General features: G+C 72.4%; 17 protein-coding genes. 11 read left to right on the top strand and 6 right to left on the bottom strand.

What is annotated here, in order from left to right; genetic code table 11:
• Window positions 1-61: 61 nt before the first annotated feature.
• Entirely contained in the window at window positions 62-508 is a 447-nt protein-coding gene (gene mscL, locus ABEA87_RS07640; RefSeq protein WP_345627342.1) for a large conductance mechanosensitive channel protein MscL, read from the bottom strand.
• A 183-nt stretch (window positions 509-691) separates the two neighbouring features.
• Here mscL and ABEA87_RS07635 point away from each other — a divergent pair, with 183 nt between their 5' ends.
• Window positions 692-1,354 (top strand): HAD family hydrolase, encoded by a 663-nt coding sequence (locus tag ABEA87_RS07635; RefSeq protein WP_345627340.1) that lies wholly within the window; start codon window positions 692-694, stop codon window positions 1,352-1,354.
• Window positions 1,355-1,457: 103 nt separating this feature from the next.
• Here the strand turns inward: ABEA87_RS07635 and ABEA87_RS07630 are convergent, their stop codons facing one another.
• The 4 genes from ABEA87_RS07630 to ABEA87_RS07615 form a co-directional block, all read right to left on the bottom strand.
• Window positions 1,458-4,010 carry an ABC transporter permease gene (locus tag ABEA87_RS07630; protein WP_345627338.1) on the bottom strand — a complete coding sequence of 851 codons (2,553 nt, stop codon included), beginning with the start codon at window positions 4,008-4,010 and terminating at the stop codon, window positions 1,458-1,460.
• A complete protein-coding gene (locus ABEA87_RS07625; RefSeq protein ID WP_345627384.1) occupies window positions 4,010-4,780 on the bottom strand; it encodes an ABC transporter ATP-binding protein in 771 nt (256 codons plus the stop codon). Before ABEA87_RS07625 ends, ABEA87_RS07630 begins: the two co-directional genes overlap by 1 nt.
• A 158-nt stretch (window positions 4,781-4,938) precedes the next feature.
• Window positions 4,939-5,643 carry a response regulator transcription factor gene (locus ABEA87_RS07620; protein ID WP_345627336.1) on the bottom strand — a complete coding sequence of 235 codons (705 nt, stop codon included), beginning with the start codon at window positions 5,641-5,643 and terminating at the stop codon, window positions 4,939-4,941.
• Window positions 5,644-5,646: 3 nt separating this feature from the next.
• A complete protein-coding gene (locus tag ABEA87_RS07615) occupies window positions 5,647-6,684 on the bottom strand; it encodes a RecB family exonuclease (RefSeq protein ID WP_345627382.1) in 1,038 nt (345 codons plus the stop codon).
• Window positions 6,685-7,171: 487 nt separating this feature from the next.
• On the opposite strand from ABEA87_RS07615, the gene ABEA87_RS07610 reads away from it, so the two are divergent.
• The 3 genes from ABEA87_RS07610 to ABEA87_RS07600 are packed head-to-tail and all read left to right on the top strand — an operon-like array spanning window position 7,172 to window position 9,998.
• Window positions 7,172-8,407 carry a site-2 protease family protein gene (locus ABEA87_RS07610; RefSeq protein WP_345627381.1) on the top strand — a complete coding sequence of 412 codons (1,236 nt, stop codon included), beginning with the start codon at window positions 7,172-7,174 and terminating at the stop codon, window positions 8,405-8,407.
• The gene (locus tag ABEA87_RS07605) at window positions 8,404-9,426 is read left to right on the top strand and encodes a tRNA (adenine-N1)-methyltransferase (protein ID WP_345627334.1); all 1,023 of its coding nucleotides are present in this window, start codon (window positions 8,404-8,406) and stop codon (window positions 9,424-9,426) included. The genes ABEA87_RS07610 and ABEA87_RS07605 overlap by 4 nt, the downstream gene beginning before the upstream one ends.
• Entirely contained in the window at window positions 9,423-9,998 is a 576-nt protein-coding gene (locus ABEA87_RS07600) for a hypothetical protein (protein ID WP_345627333.1), read from the top strand. Before ABEA87_RS07605 ends, ABEA87_RS07600 begins: the two co-directional genes overlap by 4 nt.
• A gap of 85 nt (window positions 9,999-10,083) precedes the next feature.
• On the opposite strand, the gene ABEA87_RS07595 is transcribed toward ABEA87_RS07600, so the two are convergent.
• Window positions 10,084-10,404 (bottom strand): ferredoxin, encoded by a 321-nt coding sequence (locus ABEA87_RS07595; RefSeq protein ID WP_345627332.1) that lies wholly within the window; start codon window positions 10,402-10,404, stop codon window positions 10,084-10,086.
• 118 nt (window positions 10,405-10,522) lie between these two features.
• On the opposite strand from ABEA87_RS07595, the gene arc reads away from it, so the two are divergent.
• The 7 genes from arc to ABEA87_RS07560 all read left to right on the top strand — a co-directional run bounded on the left by arc (window position 10,523) and on the right by ABEA87_RS07560 (window position 21,449).
• Window positions 10,523-12,304: a proteasome ATPase gene (arc, locus tag ABEA87_RS07590; RefSeq protein WP_345627331.1), complete on the top strand. Its 1,782-nt coding sequence runs from the start codon at window positions 10,523-10,525 to the stop codon at window positions 12,302-12,304.
• A 224-nt stretch (window positions 12,305-12,528) separates the two neighbouring features.
• Window positions 12,529-14,655 carry an ArnT family glycosyltransferase gene (locus ABEA87_RS07585; RefSeq protein WP_345627329.1) on the top strand — a complete coding sequence of 709 codons (2,127 nt, stop codon included), beginning with the start codon at window positions 12,529-12,531 and terminating at the stop codon, window positions 14,653-14,655.
• A 94-nt stretch (window positions 14,656-14,749) separates the two neighbouring features.
• The gene (dop, locus tag ABEA87_RS07580; protein ID WP_345627327.1) at window positions 14,750-16,258 is read left to right on the top strand and encodes a depupylase/deamidase Dop; all 1,509 of its coding nucleotides are present in this window, start codon (window positions 14,750-14,752) and stop codon (window positions 16,256-16,258) included.
• Between the two features lie 205 nt (window positions 16,259-16,463).
• The gene (locus ABEA87_RS07575; protein WP_345627326.1) at window positions 16,464-16,682 is read left to right on the top strand and encodes a ubiquitin-like protein Pup; all 219 of its coding nucleotides are present in this window, start codon (window positions 16,464-16,466) and stop codon (window positions 16,680-16,682) included.
• 147 nt (window positions 16,683-16,829) lie between these two features.
• A complete protein-coding gene (gene prcB / locus ABEA87_RS07570; RefSeq protein ID WP_345627324.1) occupies window positions 16,830-17,669 on the top strand; it encodes a proteasome subunit beta in 840 nt (279 codons plus the stop codon).
• Window positions 17,670-17,737: 68 nt separating this feature from the next.
• Window positions 17,738-18,628, top strand: coding sequence for a proteasome subunit alpha (prcA, locus tag ABEA87_RS07565; protein ID WP_345627322.1), 891 nt, complete (start codon window positions 17,738-17,740; stop codon window positions 18,626-18,628).
• Window positions 18,629-19,127: 499 nt separating this feature from the next.
• Window positions 19,128-21,449, top strand: a complete 2,322-nt coding sequence (locus ABEA87_RS07560) for a hypothetical protein (protein WP_345627320.1) — start codon at window positions 19,128-19,130, stop codon at window positions 21,447-21,449.
• The last annotated feature ends 25 nt before the right edge of the window (window positions 21,450-21,474 follow it).

The raw sequence follows: 21,474 nt of genomic DNA, 5'->3' as shown, positions 1-21,474 counted from the left end.
GACGTGCGCGCCGGCGGCACGGGCGCGGGGACGGCCGGTCTTTCGGGAGTGCGCGCCGGGTTCAGTACGGCCGGCGGGGCGGCGGCGGGGGGTCCTGGGGTGCCTGCGCGCGGCCCGATGCCCGCTGGGCCGTGACCAGCGCGTCGCGGATGTCGGTGAGCAGTCGGACCTCCTCGGAGGGTGCGGCCGGCGGCGGCTCCTGGCCGCGGCGGCGCCGCTCGGCCAGCTTGTTCATCGGAAACACCACGAGGAAGTAGAGGGTGGCGGCGGTGAGCAGGAAGGTGATGGCGGTGTTGATGAAGTCGCCGTAGGCGAAGGTGGCGCCACGCACAGTGACCTGCGCACCGGTCCGGTGCTCGGAGCTGCCACCGATCAGCTGGATCAGCGGCTTGAGGAACGAGCTCGTGAACTGCGTCACCAGGGCGGTGAAGGCGGCGCCGATGACGATGCCGACCGCCAAGTCGACCACGTTGCCGCGCATGATGAAATCTTTGAATCCCTTGAACATCGGCTCACCCTATGGGCCGGCGCTCGACTCGGCCAAGCCGGGCACGCCGCGTCGAAACGGGCCCTCAACGGGTCCGCACCGGGCGCTACCTGCGTCACAGCCGGCTGTTCGCGGGCCTGCCACCGGCGGGGGCTGCGTCACAGCCGGCTGTTCGCGGGCCTGCCACCGGCTACGCTTGAGATCATGACCGGCGCCGGAGGCCTCGCGGCCGTCCTCTTCGACATGGACGGCACCCTCGTAGACAGCGAGAAGGTGTGGGACGTCGGGCTGACCGAGCTGGCCCAGCGCTACGGCGGCAGGCTGTCCGCGCCGGCCCGGGCCCGGATGGTCGGTACCAGCATGGTCGAGTCGATGACCATCCTGCACAACGACATCGGGCAGCCCTGGCGCGATCCGCAGGAGAGCATCCAGTGGCTGGAGGCCCGGGTCAAGGAGCTGTTCATCGACGGTCTGGTGTTCCGGCCGGGCGCCGCCGAGCTGCTGGCCGAGCTGTACACCGCCGGGGTGCCGATGGCGCTGGTCACCGCTACCCGCCGGCACCTGGTGGACGTGGCGTTGGAGACGATCGGGCGCCGGCACTTCGCCGCCGTGGTGTGCGGCGACGAGGTGGATGAGACCAAGCCGCACCCGATGCCGTACCTGACCGCCGCGAGGCTGCTGGGCGTGGACGTACGCCGGTGCGTGGCGATCGAGGACTCGCCGACCGGGGTGGCCAGCGCCCGGGCGGCCCGCGCTGTGGTGCTGGCCGTGCCCTGCGAGGTGGACCTGTCCGCGGTTGACGGCGTGACGCTGGCGGACAGCCTGGCCGAGGTGGACCTGGCGTACCTGCGCCGGCTGGTGGGCTGACGCGGCCCGGTACACCCCCGTCGACCGGTCTGGGTCGTGCGCGGCGCCCGCCGCACCGAGCCAGACCGGTCGCAAGTACCGGACCGCGGCCGATCGGCTGGCGTCACTCGTAGGCGATGGCGGCCAGCACGTTGACCCGGGCTGCCCGGATCGCCGGCAGGATCGCGGCGACCACGCCGACGATTCCAGCGAGTACCAGGTACACGGCCAGCTGGCCCCAGGGGAAGGACAGGGTGGTGAAGCCCTGGTCGTGTAGGGCCCGCACGACCGCGGCGCCCAGTCCGCTGCCCACCGCGAGGCCGAGCAGCGCGCCGAACACGGAGATGACCACCGCCTCCACCGTGACCATCCGCATGGTCTGCGCCCGGCGCAGGCCGATCGCCCGCAGCAGGCCCAGCTCCCTGGTGCGTTCCAGCACCGACAGCGCCAGGGTGTTGATGATCCCGAGTACCGCGATGAGGATGGCCAGGGCCAGCAGGATCTGGATCATCGTGAGTACGGTGTTGAGCTGCGCGGCCTGCTGGTCGACGTACTCGGTGCGGTCGGCGACGTTGACCTCGGGGCTGTTCGCCAGCAGCGTGTCCACCTTCGCCTTGACGCCGGCCACGGACGTCCCGGGCGCGAGCTTGATCAGCGCCTGCTCCGGCTGGTCGGTCCGGAACCCGGAGACGTCCGCCGCCGACATGACCCAGCCGCTGTACACGTCGTTGTCGGCGTAGATCCCGCTGATCGTGAAGGTGCGCACGTCGCCGCGGGACAGCTGCACCGGGACCCGGCTGCCCACGCGCAGTCCGAGCGAGTCGGCCCGCTTCTGGTCAAGGATCAGCTGCCCGGAGCCGATCGTGGCGATGGTGCCGGACTTCGCCTTGAGGTCGAACATGTCGCGCATGCCGGCCGGGTTGTCGACCGCGTCGACCGAGGTGAGGTCGCCGTCGACCCGGGCCGAGTCGCCGTACACGCCTGCCACCTGGGCCACCCCGGGTGTGGCGCGCACCCTGTCCAGTACCGACCGGTCGAAGGTCGGCACGATCGATGAGGCGCCCCCGTCCCCGGAGATGATCAGGTCGACGCTGACCTGGGAGTCGGCCACCTGGTGGATGCTGGCGGTCGCCGAGCTGAGGATGACGTTGACGCCGGTGATCAGCGCGAGCCCGACCATCAGCGCGGCCGCCGTGATGGCGGTGCGGCGCGGGTTGCGTGCCGAGTTGCGCCGGCCCAGCTGGCCGGGGACCGACCAGGCGAACAGCCGGCCGAGCCCGGAGACCACGGGGCGGCTGATCAGCGGCGTGAGCAGCGCGACCCCGATGAACGAGATCAGCACCCCGCCGAGGATCGCCCACAGCGTCCCGTCCCCGCCGCCGCCGGTCAGGCCCAGCGCGAGCACACCGGCGCCGAGGGCGGTGATCGCGCCGCCGCTGATGGTGATCCGGGTCAGCGGGCGGTCGGTGGCCGCGACCTCGCGCAGCGCGGCGATCGGTGCCACCCGGGACGCCCGCAGGGCGGGCAGCATCGCGGCGACGAGGGTGACCAGGATGCCGACCGCGAAGGACGCGATCACGGCCGAGGCGGGTACGCCGACGCCGGCCAGGTGCAGCCCGCTCGCGCCGACCTTGGCGAACACGAACGCCAGCAGCGCGCCGACGCCGACCCCGGCGCCCAGCCCCAGCACCGAGGCGATCAGCCCGATGACCAGGGCCTCCAAAAGCACCGAGCTGATGATCTGACGGCGGCTGGCGCCGAGCGAGCGCATCAGCGCGAGCTCCCGGACGCGCTGCGCCACGATGATGGAGAAGGTGTTGAGGATCAGGAAGACGCCCACGAACAGGGCCACCCCGGCGAAGCCGAGCAGCACGTAGTTGAAGAACGACAGGGCCTTCTGGAAGCCGGCCGCCGCGTCGTGCGCCAGTTGCTTGCCGGTCTGGACCTGGTACCCGCCACCGACGGCGGCGGCCACCCGGTCGCGCAGGGTGCCGTCGTCCACGCCCGGGCCGGCCCGCACGTCCACCGCCGAGTACGCGCCCGGCGCGCCGAGCATGAGCCGTTGGGCGACCGGTGTGGTGAAGGCGACGGTCTGCTCGCCGCCGAGGGAGTCCCGGCCGCCGCTGTAGCCGAAGATGCCGACCACGGTGAAGGTCTGCTGCGGCCTCAGGGTCAGCACGCCGACCCGCTGGCCGACCCTGAGGTTGGCCGTCTTGGCCAGCCCGGCGTTGATCGCGATCTCGTCGTCGGCCGCCGGTGCCCGGCTGCCGGGCTCCAGCCGCTCCGTGCCGGTACCGGTCCAGTTGGTGCCGAACTGGGGAGCGCCGTAGGTGGTGACCGCCTTGCCGTTGGCGCCGACCACCCGGGCGCCGTCGACGCTGATCGTTCCGGTGGCGGAGGCCACCCCGGGCACCTGCCGGACCTTGTCGATCAGCGATCCGGGCAGGCTGGCGATGCCCTGGTCGCCGCCCAGGCCGACGCCGAGCTTGGACTTCGCGGAGACCTGGACGTCGGTGTGGGCGTACGCGGTCTGGAACAGGCTGGTGAACGAGCGGCCGAGGGTGTCGGTGAGCACGAACGCCCCGGCGACGAACATGACGCCGAGGACGACCGCGAGGCCGGACAGGACCAGCCGCAGCTTGCGTGAGGTCAGGCTCTTGAGCGTGGCGCGCAGCATCAGCGGTCCCCGCCCCGGTCGGCGGCCAGCACGTCGATGCGCTTCAACGTCTCCAGTACCGCGTCGGGCGTCGGCTCGCGCAGCTCGGTCACGATCTCGCCGTCGGCGAGGAAGATGACCCGGTCGGCGTACGAGGCGGCGTTGGCGTCGTGGGTGACCATGACGATGGTCTGGCCGAAGTCGCGTACCGATCGGCGCAGGAAGCCGAGCACCTCGGCGCCGGAGCGGGAGTCGAGGTTGCCGGTGGGCTCGTCGGCGAAGACGACCTCGGGCCGGGACACCAGCGCCCGTGCGCAGGCGACCCGCTGCTGCTGCCCGCCGGAGAGCTGGGTGGGCCGGTGGCGCAGCCGGTCGCGCAGGCCCACCGTCTCGATGACGGTGTCGTACCACGCGCGGTCCGGCTTGCGCCCGGCGATCGACAGCGGGAGCAGGATGTTCTCCTCGGCTGACAGCGTGGGCAGCAGGTTGAACTGCTGGAAGATGAAGCCGATCTGATCACGGCGCAGCCTGGTGAGGCCGGCGTCGGACAGGCCGGCGAGTTTCGTGGCGCCGATGGTCACCTCGCCCCGGGTGACCGTGTCCAGACCGGCCAGGCAGTGCATGAGCGTGGACTTGCCGGAGCCGGACGGGCCCATGATGGCGGTGAACTGGCCGCGGCGCAGTTCGACGCTGACCGAGCGCAGCGCGACGACCTGGGCCTCGCCGGAGCCGTACACCTTCCACACATCTGTGGCACGAGCGGCGACCCCCGTCGCGGATGCCGTCGTGATTGCCGGCGTCGTTGTCACCGAATCCTCCCGAGACTGTTGGACCGGCCAGGCGACCACCTGGCCGGCAGGTTCATCGTCGGGGCGGCGATGGCGGCGTTCCTCAGCCCACGGGTGTAAGCGGGGCGGATTTCTGGGTGGGGGTCAGCCCCCACCCGGCATCAGGGTTGACCCCGAGTCGGCGCGGTCGCGCCGCTGCCGGGGCGTACCAGACCGCACTCGTAGGCCAGCACGACGGCCTGCACGCGGTCGCGCAGTCCGAGCTTGCCCAGCACGTGCGCGACGTGGGTCTTCACCGTGGTCTCGCTGACCGACAGCCGCCCGGCGATCTCGGCGTTGGTGAGCCCCCGGGCGACCTCGACCAGCACCTCCCGTTCCCGGTCGGTCAGCGCGGCGAGGTCCGTCGGCGCCTGGGGTTGGGGGTCGGGCAGCGACGCGGCGAAGCGGTCCAGCAGACCGCCCAGCATGGGCGGCGCGAGCACGGCGCCCCCGGCCGCGATGGAGTGGATGGCGGCGACGAGGTCGTCGGCGGCGACGTCCTTGGCCAGGAAGCCGCGGGCGCCGGCACGCAGCGCGCCCAGCACGTGGTCGTCGACGTCGAGCCCGGCCAGCACGAGTACCCGGACGGGCAGCGCGGCGGCCACGATCGCCCGGGTGGCCGCTATCCCGTCCAGGCGCGGCAACCGCACATCCATGAGGACGACGTCCGGCAGCAGCCGCCGGGACAGCTCGACCGCCTCCACACCGTCGCCGGCCTCGCCGACCACGTGCAGGTCGCCGTGGGTGCTCAGCACGGCGCGGAAACCGGTGCGTTGCAACGGTTGGGCGTCGGCGATCAGCAGCCGCACCGGGCGCCGGGTGGCCATCGGCTAGTCGTCCATCGGGTCCGGCGGCTCGATCGGCGCGGCCGCCGGCAGCACAGGGAACGGCGGCGGGGTGCCGCCGAACGCCGGGCACAGCGCCTGGTGTGCGCACCAGCCGCACAACCGGCTCGGCTTGGGCCGGAAGTCGCGCTGCTCGGTGGCGCGGTCGATGGCCTGCCACAGCGCGATCAGCGTGCGCTCGAACCGGTCCAGCTCGTCGACCTCCGGGGTGTAGTCGCACACCTCGGCGTCCTTGAGGTAGAGCAGGCGCAGCACCTTCGGCACCACGCCGCGGGTGCGCCACAGCACGAGCGCGTAGAACTTGAGCTGGAACAGCGCCCGCGCCTCGAACGCCTCGCGCGGCGCCCCGCCGGTCTTGTAGTCGACCACCCTCAGGTCGCCGGCGGGGGAGACGTCCAGGCGGTCGATGTATCCGCGCAGCAGCAGCCGGCCGTCGTCGACCTCGACGCTGACCAGGCACTCGCGGTCGGCCGGCGCCAACCGGCGGGGGTCTTCCACCGAGAAGTACCCGCCGAGCAGGTCCCGCGCGGCGGCCAGGAACTCCTCGGGGGTCACGGCCGCGTCCCGGGGCCCGGGCGCGGCCGGCGCACCCTGCTCCGGCGCACCCTGCTCCGGCGCACCCTGCTCCGGCGCGCCCTGCTCCGGCGCGCCCTGCTCCGGCGCGCCCTGCCCCCGCGCGCCCTGGTCCGGCGCGCCCTGGTCCAGGGGAGCCTGGCGTGGGACGGCTTGCTGCGGGCGGGCCTGCTCCGCCGGGGCCTCGCCGAGCCCGGCCGGGGCCTGCGCGAACACGCCGAGCAGCTCGGGTTGCTCCTCGACCATCCGCCGCCACTGCGGCTCGACCAGCTCGGCGGCGCGGTTCGGGGTGCGCTGCTGCGCCGGCAGGTCGAACAGCCGGTCCAGTACCGCGTGTACCAGGGTGCCCCGCAGCTGGTCCGGCGTGGGCCGCTCGGGCAGCCGGTCGATCGAGCGGAACCGGTAGAGCAGGGGGCAGGTCTTGAAGTCGGCCGCCCGGGAGGGCGACAGCGACGGCCGGCGGGGGGCGTCCGGGGCGGGCGCCTCGCCGCGCCGGGGGCCGGGCGGGAAGCCGGCGGGCACCGCCGCGGTCGGGCCCGAGCCGGACCGCCCCGGCTTGTCCAGCCGCTCGGACCCGGCCAGCTCCCCGGACTCCGCCAGCTCCGTGGACCGTGCCAGCTCCCCGGACCCGGCCAGCTCCCCGGACTCCGCCAGCTCCGTGGACCGTGCCAGCTCCCCGGACCCTGCCAGCTCCGTGGACCCTGCCAGCTCCCCGGACCTCGCCGCCTCGATCGTCATGGCACACAGGCTAGGGCAGGAGTACGACGAAACCGGGGCGGCCCCGCACGCCTCGCGTGCCGCGGCTGGGTATCCCTCGGCGCGAGTCCGTAGCATCGGCACGATGGAGGACCGAGTCGCGCCACCCCCCACCGGCGGTACACCCGCCGGCTCGCAGCCACCGCGGGCCACGCGGACCGTCGGCATACCGCTGGGCCGGGTGGCCGGCGTGCCGGTGTTCCTGACCGCCTCCTGGTTCGTGCTGGCCGTCCTGGTGACCTTCACCTACGGCGGCTACGTCGCGCTGCGCCGCCCCGACCTGTCCACCCCGCTGGCCTACATCATCGGCTTCGGCCTGGTGATCTGCCTGCTGGTCTCGGTGCTGCTGCACGAGTTGGGGCACGCGCTGACCGCCCGGCGCTTCGGCATCGGGGTGCGCGGCATCACCCTGGAGATGCTGGGCGGCTACACCGAGATGGACCGGGACAGCCCCCGCCCCGGCGTCGAGGCCATCGTCTCGCTGGTGGGGCCGGCCGTGTCGTTCGCGCTGGGCCTGCTCGCCACCCTGGTGACCCTGCTGCTGCCGGACGGTGGCGTGGTCCACGAACTGGCCTTCCAACTGGCGTTCAGCAACCTGGTGGTGGCGGTCTTCAACGTGCTGCCCGGGCTGCCCCTGGACGGCGGCCGGGCGCTGCGCGCCGGGGTCTGGGCGGCCAGCCACGACCGGCACCTGGGCGACCGGGTGGCCGGCTGGACCGGGCGGGTGGTGGCGGTGGCCAGCCTGGTCACCGCGCTGGTGCTCTACCTCAGCCACATCCTGCTCTGGCTGGGCCTGATCATCACCGTGCTGGTCGCCTGGACGCTGTGGAGCGGGGCGACCCAGTCGATCCGGTTCGGCCGCATCGGGGTGCGGCTGCCCCTGGTCAACGCGGGCCGGCTGGCCCACCCCCTGTTCGCGGTGCTCACCGGCACGCCGCTGGCGGAGGCGCTGCGCCGCTACGGCCAGGCGGGGCAGAACCCGCAGGGGCCGGGCGCCCCCGGGCAGCCGGTGGACGCCACCGGGCAGCCGGCCGGTGGGCCACCGTTCCCGCCGCCCGCCCACCAGGGAGCCGAGCCGCTGTCGTCGTCGCCGTCCGCGGCAGAGGGGACGCTGCCGCCCCCACCGCCGGTGCTGGTGGTGGTGAACTCGGCCGGGCAGCTGCTGGGCGTGGTCAACGACGCCGCGGTGGCCGCCGTACCGGTGGAGCGTCGCGCCTGGGTGGCGGTCGACACCGTGGCGGCCGGGCTGGATCGGGCCCGCGTGCTGCCCGCCAGTCTGGGCGGAATGGACCTGGTCGAGGCCGTTCAGGCCAACCCGGCGAGCGAGTACGTAGTGACCTTGGGCGAGGATGTGGTCGGCGTCCTGCGGGTCGCCGATCTCATGCGCGTACTCGAACCCAGGGGGCAGACCCGTTGACCGCACCGTCCACCGCCACCGCCCGTCGCGGACCGTTCCAGCCCGGTGACCGGGTCCAGCTGACCGATCCGAAGGGCCGGCTGCACACGCTGGTGCTGGAGCCCGGCCGGGTCTACCACACGCACCGGGGCGGGCTGGCCCACGACGACCTCATCGGGGCGCCGGAGGGCAGCGTGGTCAGCTCCAGCGGCGGCACGGCCTACCTCGCGCTGCGGCCGCTGCTGGCCGACTACGTGCTGTCCATGCCGCGCGGCGCCCAGGTGATCTATCCGAAGGACGCGGCCCAGATCGTCGCGATGGGGGACGTCTTCCCCGGCGCCCGGGTGCTGGAGGCCGGCGCCGGCTCCGGCGCGCTGGCCTGTTCGCTGCTGCGGGCCGTCGGCGAGCACGGCGAGTTGATCTCCTACGAGCTGCGGCCGGACTTCGCCGAGATCGCCCAGCGCAACGTCACGGCGTTCTTCGGACAGCGGCCGGGCAACTGGGAGCTGCGCACGGGCGACGTCGCCGATTGCCAAGACACCGGCTTCGATCGGATCATTCTTGACATGCTCGCCCCGTGGGAGATGTTGGACCTGGTTTCGCGGGCTCTGGTGCCAGGTGGGGTCTTTATCGGCTATGTCGCGACTACTCCGCAGCTGTCCGACCTGGTGGAGGGGCTGCGCGAGCAGGGTGGCTTCACCGAGCCCCGGGCGTGGGAGTCGCTGATCCGGGACTGGCACGCCGAGGGCCTGGCGGTCCGGCCCGACCACCGGATGATCGCGCACACCGCGTTCCTGGTCAGCGCCCGCCGTCTGGCGCCCGGTGTGCAGGCTCCGCCGCGCCGCCGCAAGCCCAGCAAGGGCGCCGAGGCGTACGCGCTGCGCAAGGCCGGCGCCGCGGCGCCCGAGCCGGTCCAGCCTCCGGACGGGGTTCAGGCGCCGAACGGGGTTCAGGCGCCGCAGGAAGTTCAGGCGCCGCGGGAGGTCCAGGCGCCCGGCGGCCTCGGGGCGCCCGAAAATCTGCCGGGGGACGCGACATGAGCGGGCCGGCCTTCGGCGACCTGCCCGCCGTTTTCCCCGACTGGTCGCCCTACCCCGACCTGGAGTCCGCCGCCCGGGCGTACCTGCGCGATCCGGAGGTGGCCCTGGAGTCGCTGGGTGGGGTGCTGCGCGGCGCCACCGTTCTCGGGTTCACCCTCGAACGGTTCGTCAACGAGGTCAACGGGGTCTGGCAGGAGGTGGTGGTCTGCGACGGCACCCGGCTGGTGCTCTGGCACGGCGAGGACGTGCCGCCCAGCGAGGGCCCGCCCGGCGCGATGACCTCCTCGCTGCGGGTGGTGCCGCTGTCGGCGGTGACCGAGGTGGGCTGCCGGCGGCGGCTGACCCGGGGCGGCACCGGCCCCGCCCGGGTCGACAGCGTGGACGTGTACCTGCTGCTCAGCTCGCTGGACGAGGCCGGCCTGGGGACCGTGGCCAACGAGGAGTCCAGCACCCTGATCCGGCACGACGCGCTGCGCTTCGGCAAGACGCTCGACGATGGGGGTTCGGGGCAGATCGCCAGGCTGGAGGAGTTCGCCCGCCTGGTGGCGTCACTGGTCGGACGTCCCATTTAGGTCCCGCGCGCCCGCCTGCGGCCACCTCGTGGCCCGCTGTGGCCGTGACACGGCCCCACACGCCTTTTCGCGCATGGCGCGCGGATCAGTCCTCGGCGTCCGGTCCGGCGACCTCCCGGCCGTCGGCGGCGCGCAGCACGTGGATGCAGTCCCCGGGGCATTCCCGGGCCGCGTCCAGCACCTCCAACCGCAGGCCGGCGGGCACCTCGGCCCGGCTGCCCGTGGTCAGCTGGAGGGTGCCTCCGCCGTCCTTGACGTAGGCCAGTCCGTCGACGTCGAACTCGAAAATCTCCGGCGCATACTGCACACACAGGCCGTCTCCGGTGCACAGATCCTGGTCCACCCAAACACTCAACTCATCGGTGGGGACCGACACGCCGAACCTCCCGGTAAATGCCGCGAACATCACCCTGAAAGGTACCGCTAACAATAAGAGTTCGTGACGGCCCAGCCGGTAGGGGCGAACAGAGGCGATCAGCGGTTAGTGTTAGACCACAACGTTCAAGCCCCCGGGGAGGTGGGACGTGGCACGTAGTGACGACGCGGAGACCCGCGCCGCCCGTTGGGAGAAGGAGGCCCACGATCTCTCGACCCAGGTCGCGTTCCTACAGGAGGAACTCGCACTGGTGCGGCGCAAGCTGACCGAGAGCCCGCGGCACGTGCGTCAGCTGGAGGAGCGGCTAGCCGCGACACAGTCCCAGCTGGCCCGACTGACCGAGAACAACGAGCGGCTGGTGGCCACGCTGAAGGAGGCGCGTGCCCAGATCGTGACCCTCAAAGAGGAGATCGACAGGCTCGCCCAACCGCCGAGCGGTTATGGCGTGTTCCTCGGACGGCATGAAGACGGCACGGTGGACGTGTTCACCGGCGGTCGGAAGCTGCGGGTCGCGGTCTCCCCGGCGCTGCAGGTGGAGGACCTGCGCCGGGGCCAGGAGGTCCTGCTCAACGATGCCCTCAACATCGTCGACGCGTTCGGCTTCGAGCGCACTGGCGAGGTGGTCATGCTCAAGGAGGTCCTCGACAGCCCGATCGACGGCAAGCCCGACCGGGCCCTGGTCATCTCCCACGCCGACGAGGAGCGGGTGGTGCACCTGGCCGAGAGTCTCAACGTGGCCGCACTGCGCTCCGGCGATTCGCTGCTCATCGAGCCGCGCAGCGCCTACGCGTACGAGCGGGTGCCCAAGAGCGAGGTCGAGGAGCTCGTGCTCGAGGAGGTGCCGGACGTCGGATACGAGGACATCGGCGGCCTGCACTCGCAGATCGAGCAGATCCGGGACGCGGTCGAGCTGCCGTTCCTGCACGCCGACCTGTTCCGGGAGCACCAGCTGCGCCCGCCCAAGGGTGTGCTGCTGTACGGGCCGCCCGGCTGCGGCAAGACCCTGATCGCCAAGGCGGTGGCCAACTCGCTGGCCAAGAAGATCGCCGAGCGGCGTGGCGAGGAGAAGCACACCAGCTACTTCCTCAACATCAAGGGCCCCGAGCTGCTCAACAAGTACGTGGGTGAGACCGAGCGTCACATCCGGCTGATCTTCCAGCGGGCACGGGAGAAGGCCGGCGAGGGCACCCCGGTGATCGTGTTCTTCGACGAGATGGACTCGGTCTTCCGGACCCGGGGCTCGGGCGTCTCCTCCGATGTGGAGAACACCATCGTTCCCCAGCTGCTCTCCGAGATCGACGGCGTGGAGGGCCTGGAGAACGTCATAGTGATCGGCGCCTCCAACCGGGAGGACATGATCGACCCTGCCATCCTGCGGCCGGGCCGGCTCGACGTGAAGATCAAGATCGAGCGGCCGGACGCCGAGGCGGCCAGGGACATCTTCAGCAAGTACATCCTGTCCGACCTGCCGCTGAACCAAGACGACATGTCGGAGCACGGCGGGGACGCCAAGGCGTGCGTGGCGGCGATGATCGAGGCCGCGGTGCTGCGGATGTACGCGGAGACCGACGAGAACCGGTTCCTGGAGGTCACCTACGCCAACGGTGACAAGGAGGTCCTGTACTTCAAGGACTTCAACTCCGGTGCCATGATCCAGAACATCGTCGACCGGGCGAAGAAGATGGCCATCAAGGAGTTCCTCTCCGCCGGCCGCAAGGGTCTGCGCCTGCAGCACCTGCTCGACGCGTGCGTGGACGAGTTCCGGGAGAACGAGGACCTGCCCAACACCACCAACCCCGACGACTGGGCGCGCATCTCCGGTAAGAAGGGCGAGCGGATCGTCTACATCCGCACGTTGGTCTCCGGCGGCAAGGGCGCCGAGTCGGGCCGCTCCATCGACACGGTGACCAACACCGGTCAGTACCTGTAACCGCGCATCGAGCACCACCCGTAACGACGCCACGCGAGGGGCGGGATCCGGCGACATCGGGTTCCGCCCCTCGCGCTGTTGCCCACGTGGAGCGGCCGTTTCCTCCGCCGGAGCCGGCTGGTTCCGGCCGGGGTGGCCATGTTGGACGGATGCGTCCAACATGTCGGTGGTAAGTTACCCCGCCGGAAACAGTGGATGTCCTGCCGATGATGACGGGAGCGCCGATGTCGTCGCTGCGAGCACGGCTCACCGCCGCGGTACCACCCTGGGGATGGTTGCTGCTGGCCGGCTGTTATGCGGCAGTGTGCTGGGCCAACGTGGTGACCCGCACCCAATGGCTCTCCGACTCCCGGCTCTACCTGGCCTGGGCGTACCGGTACCTGGGCTACTCGGAGGCGGACGCCGCCCACCGTACGCACAACTTCCTGGTCAACATGGACGGCGTCACGCCGTGCGGCTTCTGCTGGGTCCCCGGCTACGAGCACTCGTTCTTCTCCGGCGCCAACGGGGCGGTGGCCGGCGCCCGCCCGCTGTACCCGCTGTTGTCCGCGCCGTTCGTCGCGCTGTTCGGCCCGAACGGCATGCTCGTCGTGCCGGTGGTCGCCTTCGCCGTGTCGATCGTGCTGGTGGCGCTGCTGGCGCACCGGCTGTGGGGCCGGCACTGGGGCCTGCTGGCCGGCCTGCTGCTGCTGATCCCGGTGACCGTCTCCCGGTACGGCCTGTACGCGATGACCGAGTCGCTGGCCGTCGCGCTGACCCTGGCCTGCGTGGTGTTCCTGCCGCTGGCCCGCGTACCGCGCCGGCGCGACCTGCTGTGGTTCACGGTCGCGCTGGTGGCCGGGCTGTTCGTGCGGCAGTTCGCGATCGCGCTGGCCGCCGGCGTGGCACTGGCCTGGCTCGTGGTCGCGCTGCGCGATCGACGCCTGTTCAACGCGTGGTGGCGCTTTGCCGTGGCGGCGGTCGCCGCGACCCTGCTGACCCTGGTCGGCCAGTCGGTGATCACCAGCCACTGGTTCGGTGGGGGAGCGCTCAACCTGTCCGCCCGCTACCAGCAGCTGACCTGCCAGGCGCTGCACCACTGCGGGGTGCGCAGCATCCCGTGGGGGATCCACTACATCGCCAAGGCGGACTACCACTACATCCGCACCGACCTGGCCCTGGTCGCGACCGTGGCGGTGGCCATCCTGGCGCTGTGGCGGTGGCGCAGCGAACTGGTCGCCCTGACCGCCGGCGCGGCGATCGCCACCGGCGCGCTCAACCTGGTGGTGGTGTGGCCGTCGTACTACCGCTACCTCGTGCCGATCCACCCGCTGATCCTGCTCACCGCCCTGTCGCTGATCGCCGACTTCGTGGCCCGACCGCGCCGCGCGCCCTCGCGCAGCGTCGACGCACCGGCGGAGATCGGCATCGGGCGCTCCGGGCCTGACGTTCCCCGGCTCGGCTGGGTACTGGCCGGTGTGACGTTCCTCGGAGCCGTGGTGGTGGTCTGGCGGCGCGTCCGGCCGCCCCAGCACGCCCTGGTCGTCCTGTCGTTCCTCCTGCTGGCGGCGGCCTTCCTGCTGATCGTGCTGCTGGTGGCCGACCGGTTCGGGGCCGGCGCCGGGATTCTGGCAGGCATCACGCTGTCCCTGTCCGGCCTGCTGCTGTCGACCGTGCTGGGCTCCTGGCACTACGCGGTGCTGCTGGCCGCCGGCGCCGGAGCCGTGGTGCTGCTGCCCGACGGCGAGCCGGGCCGGGCCGGTGAGCCCGACCACGGGCGGGACGGCGGCGCGGGCGTGACCGGGCGCTTCGGCGCGGCGGTCCGAGCGCTGCCGCCGCGCCTCCGGCTGCTGGCCCTCGCCGGGCTCGCGGCGCTCGCCACGCTCGCCCTCCCGGTCGGTGCCGCCATCGGTGGCGGCGCGGTGGCGGGCTGGGCCGCGTCGAGTGTGCGGGCGCGGCGGGTGGGCAACCCGTGGACCCTGCCGGCCGCGGCGACGCTGCTCGGGACCGTGGTGGCCGGCGCGGTACGCGTCGGGGTGGCCGGTCTGTCCTGGACTCCGCGGTCGCTGGTGCCACTGATCGCCGCGGACTTCCGCAATCTCGTCCCGGACCGGGTGCTGTACCTGACCTGCCTGGTGGCCGTGGCCGGGGCGGTGGCCGCGTGGCGCCGGCCGGTCGCCTGGTACGTGGCCGGCGCCGTGGCCGTCACAGCGGTGCTGCACGCCGGATCTCCGACGCCGCACGTGGGCGACATCCTGGCCGCGTATCCGGCGCTGGTGGTCGTGGCGGCCGGCCTGCTGGCGCCGCTGGGGAGGCCGGTGCCGGCGGCGGAGCCCGCCCGGCAGGCGGTCCAGTCCGCGACCGGCTCCTGAGGCGCGGCGCTCGCCCTACCATGCGCGCGCCGCGCGAAATCTCGTCGGGGCGAGGATGACGGTCAAGCGGAGGCGCTCGACTAGGCTCTGAGGTATGGGCGTGCATCGGGTCATGGGGACCGAAATCGAATACGGCATCTCCGTGCCGGGCCAGCCGGGGGCCAACCCGATGGTGACCTCATCGCAGATCGTCAATGCGTACGGCGCGCGGCCGGAGCTGTCGCGCAACGGGCGGGCCCGCTGGGACTATGAGGAGGAGTCGCCGCTGCGCGACGCCCGGGGCTTCACCTACTCCGGCGCGCTCTACGACCCCTCGGAGGCGCTGGCCGACGAGGATCTCGGGCTGGCCAACGTGATACTGACCAACGGCGCCCGGCTCTACGTCGACCACGCCCACCCGGAGTATTCGACCCCCGAGGTCACCAACCCGCGCGACGTGGTGCTGTGGGACAAGGCGGGGGAGCGGGTGATGGCCGAGGCCGCCCGCCGGGCCGCCAGCATTCCGGGCAGCGCGCCGATCCATCTCTACAAGAACAACACCGACAACAAGGGTGCCAGCTACGGCGCCCACGAGAACTACCTGATGCGCCGGCAGACCCCGTTCGCCGACATCGTGCAGTTCCTGACCCCGTTCTTCGTGACCCGCCAGATCGTCTGCGGCGCCGGGCGGGTCGGCATCGGGCAGGACGGCTCCACCCCGGGCTTCCAGATCTCGCAGCGGGCCGACTTCTTCGAGGTCGAGGTGGGCCTGGAGACCACCCTGAAGCGCCCGATCATCAACACCCGGGACGAACCGCACGCCGACGCCGACAAGTACCGGCGGCTCCACGTGATCATCGGTGACGCGAACCTGTCGGAGATCTCCACCTACCTCAAGGTCGGCACGACGGCGTTGATCCTGGAGATGATCGAGGAGAAGGCGCTCACCGCCGACCTCGGCATCACCGACCCGGTCGGCGAGCTCAAGCAGGTCAGCCACGACCCGAGCCTGACCTACCGGATCAAGCTGCGCGACGGCCGCCGGCTCACCGCGCTGGACCTCCAGTGGGCGTTCCTGGAGCGTGCCCAGGCGTTCGTGGACAGCCGTGGCGGGGACGAACAGACCACGGACGTGCTGCGCCGCTGGGAGTCCGTGCTGGACCGGTTGGGCCGCGATCCGATGTCGTGCGCGGACGAGCTGGACTGGGTGGCCAAGCTGCGCCTGCTGGAGGGCTACCGGGACCGGGAGAGCCTGAGCTGGGGCTCGCCCAAACTGCAGCTGGTCGACCTGCAGTACGCCGACGTGCGGCCGGAGAAGGGCCTCTACCACCGCCTGGTGGCCAGGGGCTCGATGAAGACGCTGTTCACCCCGGAGCAGGTCCGCGAGGCGATGACCGAGCCGCCGGAGGACACCCGGGCCTACTTCCGCGGTCGCTGCCTGGCCCAGTACGCGTCCGAGGTGGTCGCGGCGAGCTGGGACTCGGTGATCTTCGACGTGGGGCGTGAGTCGCTGGTACGGGTGCCGATGATGGAGCCGCTGCGCGGCACGAAGGCGCATGTCGGCGCCCTGTTCGACCGCTGCCCTAGCGCGAAGGACCTGCTCGAGGCGCTCACCGGAGCCTGATCCAGCCGAGGGACCCTCCATCACCGCAGGGCGCCGCGATCGTTACGCCCGGGGCGAAATCACCGTCCGGGCTGGTCGGGCGGCAGGGGCGTGCGCGTGGCGGGGCGGCGGGCCGCCGCGTCGGTGGGACCGGGGTCGACAGGCGCGGTAAGTTGGTCGCACAGGGCACGCAGGCGGGGCCGAACGGCAGCAGCAGGAGGCAACGATGGCAACCCGGGACACGGGAGGACAGTCGCAGTCGGGTCGCAGCCGGCGCGACGAGGAGATCGACGACGCCGACGCGCCGGCCGTCGACCCGGAGCTGGCCGAGAGGCAGGAGAAGCTCACCGAGGACGTCGACGACCTGCTCGACGAGATCGACTCGGTGCTCGAGGAGAACGCCGAGGAGTTCGTTCGCGGGTACGTGCAGAAGGGCGGCCAGTAACTCCGGATCATCGGGACGGTAGTCTCAACGGGTCCCAATTCTGCTCACGCGTGCGCGGCAACGGGCCGGCCCGCCGCCGCGCGCGCCGCTGAGTGTGGCGACAAGCTTGGCAGCGGCAACTCGATCGCGTATCTGAAGGGAACACACGTGGCAGCGGGTCTTGATCCATCCTGGCGGCTACCGGCGGCGTTCACCGCGCCTGGCCTGTCGTCGTTCAGCGAGTTTCTTGGTGCCGCCGCGCCGGAGCTGCTGCCCGGCCGACGGCCCCTGCCGCCCGGGATCAGCGCCGACATCGCGCCGCACGCCACCACGATCATCGCTATCAGCTGCGCCGACGGGGTCGTGATGGCCGGCGACCGGCGCGCCACGATGGGCAATCTGATCGCTAGCCGCGACATCGAGAAGGTGCACGCCGCCGACGAGTTCTCGCTGATCGGGATCGCCGGCACGGCGGGCGTCGGGATCGAGCTGATGCGGCTGTTCCAGGTCGAGCTGCAGCACTACGAGAAGATCGAGGGCGCGATGCTCTCGATCGACGGCAAGGCCAACCGCCTGGCCACGATGATCCGCAACAACCTCGGCGCGGCGCTGCAGGGCCTCGCGGTGATCCCGCTGTTCGCCGGGTACGACCTGGACGCGCCGTCGCCCGAGCGGGCCGGCCGGATCTTCAGCTTTGACGTGGCCGGCGGCGTCTACGAGGAGCGCGGCTACGACGGGATCGGCTCGGGTTCGCTGTTCGCCAAGGCCGCGCTCAAGAAGCGTTACCGTCCCGGCCTGACCACCGAGGAGGCGATCGCGCTCGCCGTCGAGGCGCTGTACGACGCGGCCGACGACGACACCGCCACCGGCGGCCCCGACCTGACCCGCCGGATCTTCCCGGTCGTGATGACCGCCGGCGCGGAGGGCACCCGCCGCATCTCCGACGAGCAGTCCGCGACGATTTCCGAGGCCGTGGTGGCCCGTCGCATGGAGAACCCCGGCGGCTGACCGGGCCGCTTCGCACCGCACCGATCCGTCCGTCGCGCAACAGCCGAGACCCGAGGAGACCGCCCGCCGTGGCCATGCAGTTCTACGCCTCGCCTGAGCAGATCATGCGAGACCGGTCCGAGTACGCCCGCAAGGGCATCGCTCGCGGTCGCAGCGTCATCGTGCTCTCCTATGAGGGCGGCGTGCTGTTCGTGACGGAGAACCTGTCGACCGCGCTGCACAAGGTGTCCGAGCTCTACGACCGGATCGGGTTCGGGGCGGTCGGCCGCTACAACGAGTACGAGAACCTGCGCGCGGCCGGGGTGCGCCTCGCCGACCTGCGCGGATACTCCTACGACCGCCGCGACGTGACGGCCCGCGCGCTGGCCAACTTCTACGCCCAGATGCTAGGCGCGATCTTCACGGAGCAGTCCAAGCCGTTCGAGGTGGAGATCTGCGTCGCCCAGGTCGGCGCCACCCCGGAGCAGGACGAGCTGTACCGGCTCACCTACGACGGATCGGTCCAGCAGGAGCCCGGCGCGGTGGTGGTGGGCGGGCAGGCCGAGGCGCTGTCCGGCGGCCTGCGCGAGCGGCACAGCCTCGACATGGGGCTGGACGCCGCGCTGCGGCTGGCAGTCGAGGCGCTGGGCAGCGTCGGCGGCGAGGGCGGCGCCCCGCGCACGCTGACCGCCGCGCAGCTCGAGGTCGCCATCCTGGACCGTCGCCGCCCCGGCCGCGCCTTCCGCCGGATCACCGGCCAGGCGCTGACCGCGCTGCTGACCGCGCCCGACCAGCCGTCCACGGCCGCCGAGGGTGAGGGCGACGCCGCGGCGGCCGGCACCGGCTCGGCGCCCGGCGACGCCGCCGCCCGGCCGACCTCGCCGGTCGCGGACGAGGTGTCGGTGTCCGACGAGGACGCGACGTCCGAGGGCGGCGAGGGCACCAACGCCGATCCGAGCGGCACCTCCGGCGCCGAGTGATTTTCGGGCGCCCGGCCGGCCACCGCGCACCGGGCGCCACGAACCACTCCGCCATACCCCGGCCATACCCCCGTCGTCCCAGCCCACGGCGCCGCGTGCCGTCACCGGCGCCGTGATGGCGCAGCGCCGTAACCGCGCCGTGGGCCCGGGCGCCGTCACCGGCGCGGCCTGACCCCGCCTATCCGGTCGACCCGCGGCGTGTCCGATTCGGCCTGTGCGTCCGCGCATCGTGGCCGTTGCGTGCCGGCCCCTGCCCGGCGGTCCGGCGCGTCCCGTACCGGCCACCCTGGCGCCGGCTGACGCCTCGGTGCGACCGGCGGCCGGCAATGCCACCTTTCTCGCGCCTGGGCGCGGTTCGTCGCCGGTGCGTCCGGCGTCCCGGGCCCGTTCGGCGCAACCGCGAAACCGCCTCCGGGAACGACCGCCCGCGCCGATTCTCGGCGGCGATGTTGGGTAAGCACGGATCGCCTTCATCGACGATTCCAGGGTCTTTCGCACAATGGTTGATCATTCCGCGACGGCCGACCCGCTGGACACTCCCAGCCGCCAGGGTAGGTTCCCCGGTCTGCGCCCGTTCGTCGCCCGGACCCGGGCGACCTGGTCGGTCATCTCGCCCGCCGGCTGGGCGCTGCTTGCCGTTGCCTTCGTCGCCTCCCAGGTCAGCACGTACCTGAACCGGGCGCTGTGGATCAGCGATTCGCGGCTCTACCTCGCCTGGGCGTACCGGTACCTCGGTTACTCGGAGACCGCGGCGGCCCACCGCACCGCGGCCCACCTGCGGGGCCACTACGGCCTGACCACCTGCGGCTTCTGCTGGCCGGCCGGGTACGAGCACTCGTTCTTCCACGGCGACAACGGGGCGGTGGTCGGGCCCAGGGTGCTGTACCCGCTGCTGTCCGCCCCCTTCGTCGGGCTGTTCGGCCCGAACGGGATGCTGGTCGTGCCGGTGCTGTCCTACGCCGTGGGCGTGGCGCTGCTGGCCCTGCTCGCCGCCCGGCTGTGGGGACGGTGGTGGGGGGTCGCGGCCGGCGCCATGGTGCTGCTGCCCCCGCTGCCCTCCCGGTTCGGCCTGTACGCGCTGACCGACGCCACCGCGCTGGCGTTCACCGTGGCCGGCATGCTGTGCCTGCCGCTGGGCCGCCGTACGCGCCGCCGGGACCTGGTGTGGTTCGCGATCCTCCTGGAGTTGGGGCTGTTCACCCGGCAGTTCGCGGTCACCATCACCGCCGGGATCCTGCTCACCTGGTTCATGGTGGCCCTCCGGGACCGGCGGGTACGTAACCCGTGGCTGCCGTTCGCCGTGCTGTCGTCCGTGCTGACCGTCGCCAGCCTGGTGGCGCAGAGCGAGGTGTCCGCCCACCTGTACGGCGGCGACTCGCTCAGCCTGACCCAGCGGTACCAGCGGGTGACCGAGCAGACCTTCCATACCGACGGGTTCGCCGCGGTACCCCGGGTGCTGCGCAACATGGTGCACGTCGACTACCACTACGTGCGGTCGTTCGACCTCCTGATCATCGTGATTCTGGTGTTCGCCCTGATCTCGGCGGTCTGGCGGTTCCGCAGCGAGCTGAGCATCATGCTCATCGGCATGTCGGCCTCCACCCTGGCGCTGGCCGTGCTCATCGTCGACCCGACGTACTTCCGGTACTTCGTGCCGGTCGTGCCGCTGATGGTGCTGTGCGTGCTGGCGTTGATCTTCGACCTGACCTCGGCGCGGGGTGGCCCGCCGAGTCGATCGACCGAGGCGGTCCCGGGGGCCGGCGGCGCCCCGGCGCCCGTTGGGGACGGCGCGCGGGCTCCGGCCGAGCCGCTGGCCACGATCGGGGCGGGTCCGGGCGAGCCGGCCCGGGTGGCCGGGGCGCGCTGGCGCCAATGGCTGGCCTGGGTGCCGGGGCCGCCGCTCGCGGGGTGGGCGCTGCTGGCCCTCATGTACCTGCTGGTGATCTACGTGATGATCGCCCGCTCGCCGCACCAGCACGGATACAAGATCCTCGCGCTGGTGGGCTTCACGGCCGCGGTGCCGGCCATCGTCATCCTCGCCGCGCGCCGGGGCGGGGCCGTGGCCGGAGCGATGGCCGGCATCGCACTCACCTTGTCCGCGCCGGTGGCCTCGGCGAGCATCGCCGGTACCCGGTTCGCGCTGGCCCTGCTGGCCATCATCGGGTGCCTGGCCATGCTGCCCGGCGGCTGGGGCGGACTGCCCAGGAGCGTGTCGCTGGCCGGCTTCGGCGTGGCGCTGGCCGTGGCGCTGGCCGCCCAGTACCGCAGCGTCATCGTGGTTGTCGGGGTGCTGATCGGCTGCCTGGCCGCCGCGACGAACGGGCGCGGCCGGCGGTGGGCGCCGTACGGGCTGATCGCCCTGGTCCTGGGCGTGGCCAGTGTGCTCGCCGACCTCTGGCTGCCGCAGCGCCGGGCCCAGTACCCGCACTCCTGGTTCTGGAACAGCACCGGTTGGCTCGGGCGGGTGCTGGGCCACCTGGCCAAGCCGGAGCTGACCGAGATCACGGCCGACCGCGTGTTTCTGGGCTGCTGCGTGCTCACGCTGGCCGCGGCGGTGCTGCGGCATCGGCGGGAGTGGAGCTGGATGGCGGCCGGAACCCTGGTCGCCGGCCTGGTGCTGGTCGTCCTGTCCAACCGGACCGACCAACTGTCCTACCTGACGCTGGCCTTCCCATCGCTGGCGCTGGTCGCCGTCGACCTGCTCGTCGCGTTGTCCGGGCGGCGGCCGAGGGCGGCGGACCCGCCGGGCCCGGGGGCGCTCACCCGGGTGGGCGGCCGCCGCCGGCTCCGTAAAACACGGACCGCCCGGGTCACTGTGTGACCCGGGCGGCTTCGGTCGCGGCGCC

The sequence above is a fragment of the Rugosimonospora acidiphila genome (assembly GCF_039543385.1).
Classification (GTDB): Bacteria; Actinomycetota; Actinomycetes; order Mycobacteriales; family Micromonosporaceae; genus Rugosimonospora; species Rugosimonospora acidiphila.
Note: the sequence above shows the minus strand (reverse complement) of the source record. Positions and strands in the feature narration are given on the sequence as shown.

Bases quoted from the DNA above. Each gene is read 5' to 3' on its own strand.
- ABEA87_RS07630 (WP_345627338.1), bottom strand. From the start codon at position 4,010: ATGCTGCGCGCCACGCTCAAGAGCCTGACCTCACGCAAGCTGCGGCTG.
- ABEA87_RS07560 (WP_345627320.1), top strand. From the start codon at position 19,128: ATGGTTGATCATTCCGCGACGGCCGACCCGCTGGACACTCCCAGCCGC.
- mscL (WP_345627342.1), bottom strand. From the start codon at position 508: ATGTTCAAGGGATTCAAAGATTTCATCATGCGCGGCAACGTGGTCGAC.
- ABEA87_RS07635 (WP_345627340.1), top strand. From the start codon at position 692: ATGACCGGCGCCGGAGGCCTCGCGGCCGTCCTCTTCGACATGGACGGC.
- ABEA87_RS07600 (WP_345627333.1), top strand. From the start codon at position 9,423: ATGAGCGGGCCGGCCTTCGGCGACCTGCCCGCCGTTTTCCCCGACTGG.
- ABEA87_RS07620 (WP_345627336.1), bottom strand. From the start codon at position 5,643: ATGGCCACCCGGCGCCCGGTGCGGCTGCTGATCGCCGACGCCCAACCG.
- ABEA87_RS07585 (WP_345627329.1), top strand. From the start codon at position 12,529: ATGTCGTCGCTGCGAGCACGGCTCACCGCCGCGGTACCACCCTGGGGA.
- ABEA87_RS07575 (WP_345627326.1), top strand. From the start codon at position 16,464: ATGGCAACCCGGGACACGGGAGGACAGTCGCAGTCGGGTCGCAGCCGG.
- dop (WP_345627327.1), top strand. From the start codon at position 14,750: ATGGGCGTGCATCGGGTCATGGGGACCGAAATCGAATACGGCATCTCC.
- ABEA87_RS07595 (WP_345627332.1), bottom strand. From the start codon at position 10,404: ATGTTCGCGGCATTTACCGGGAGGTTCGGCGTGTCGGTCCCCACCGAT.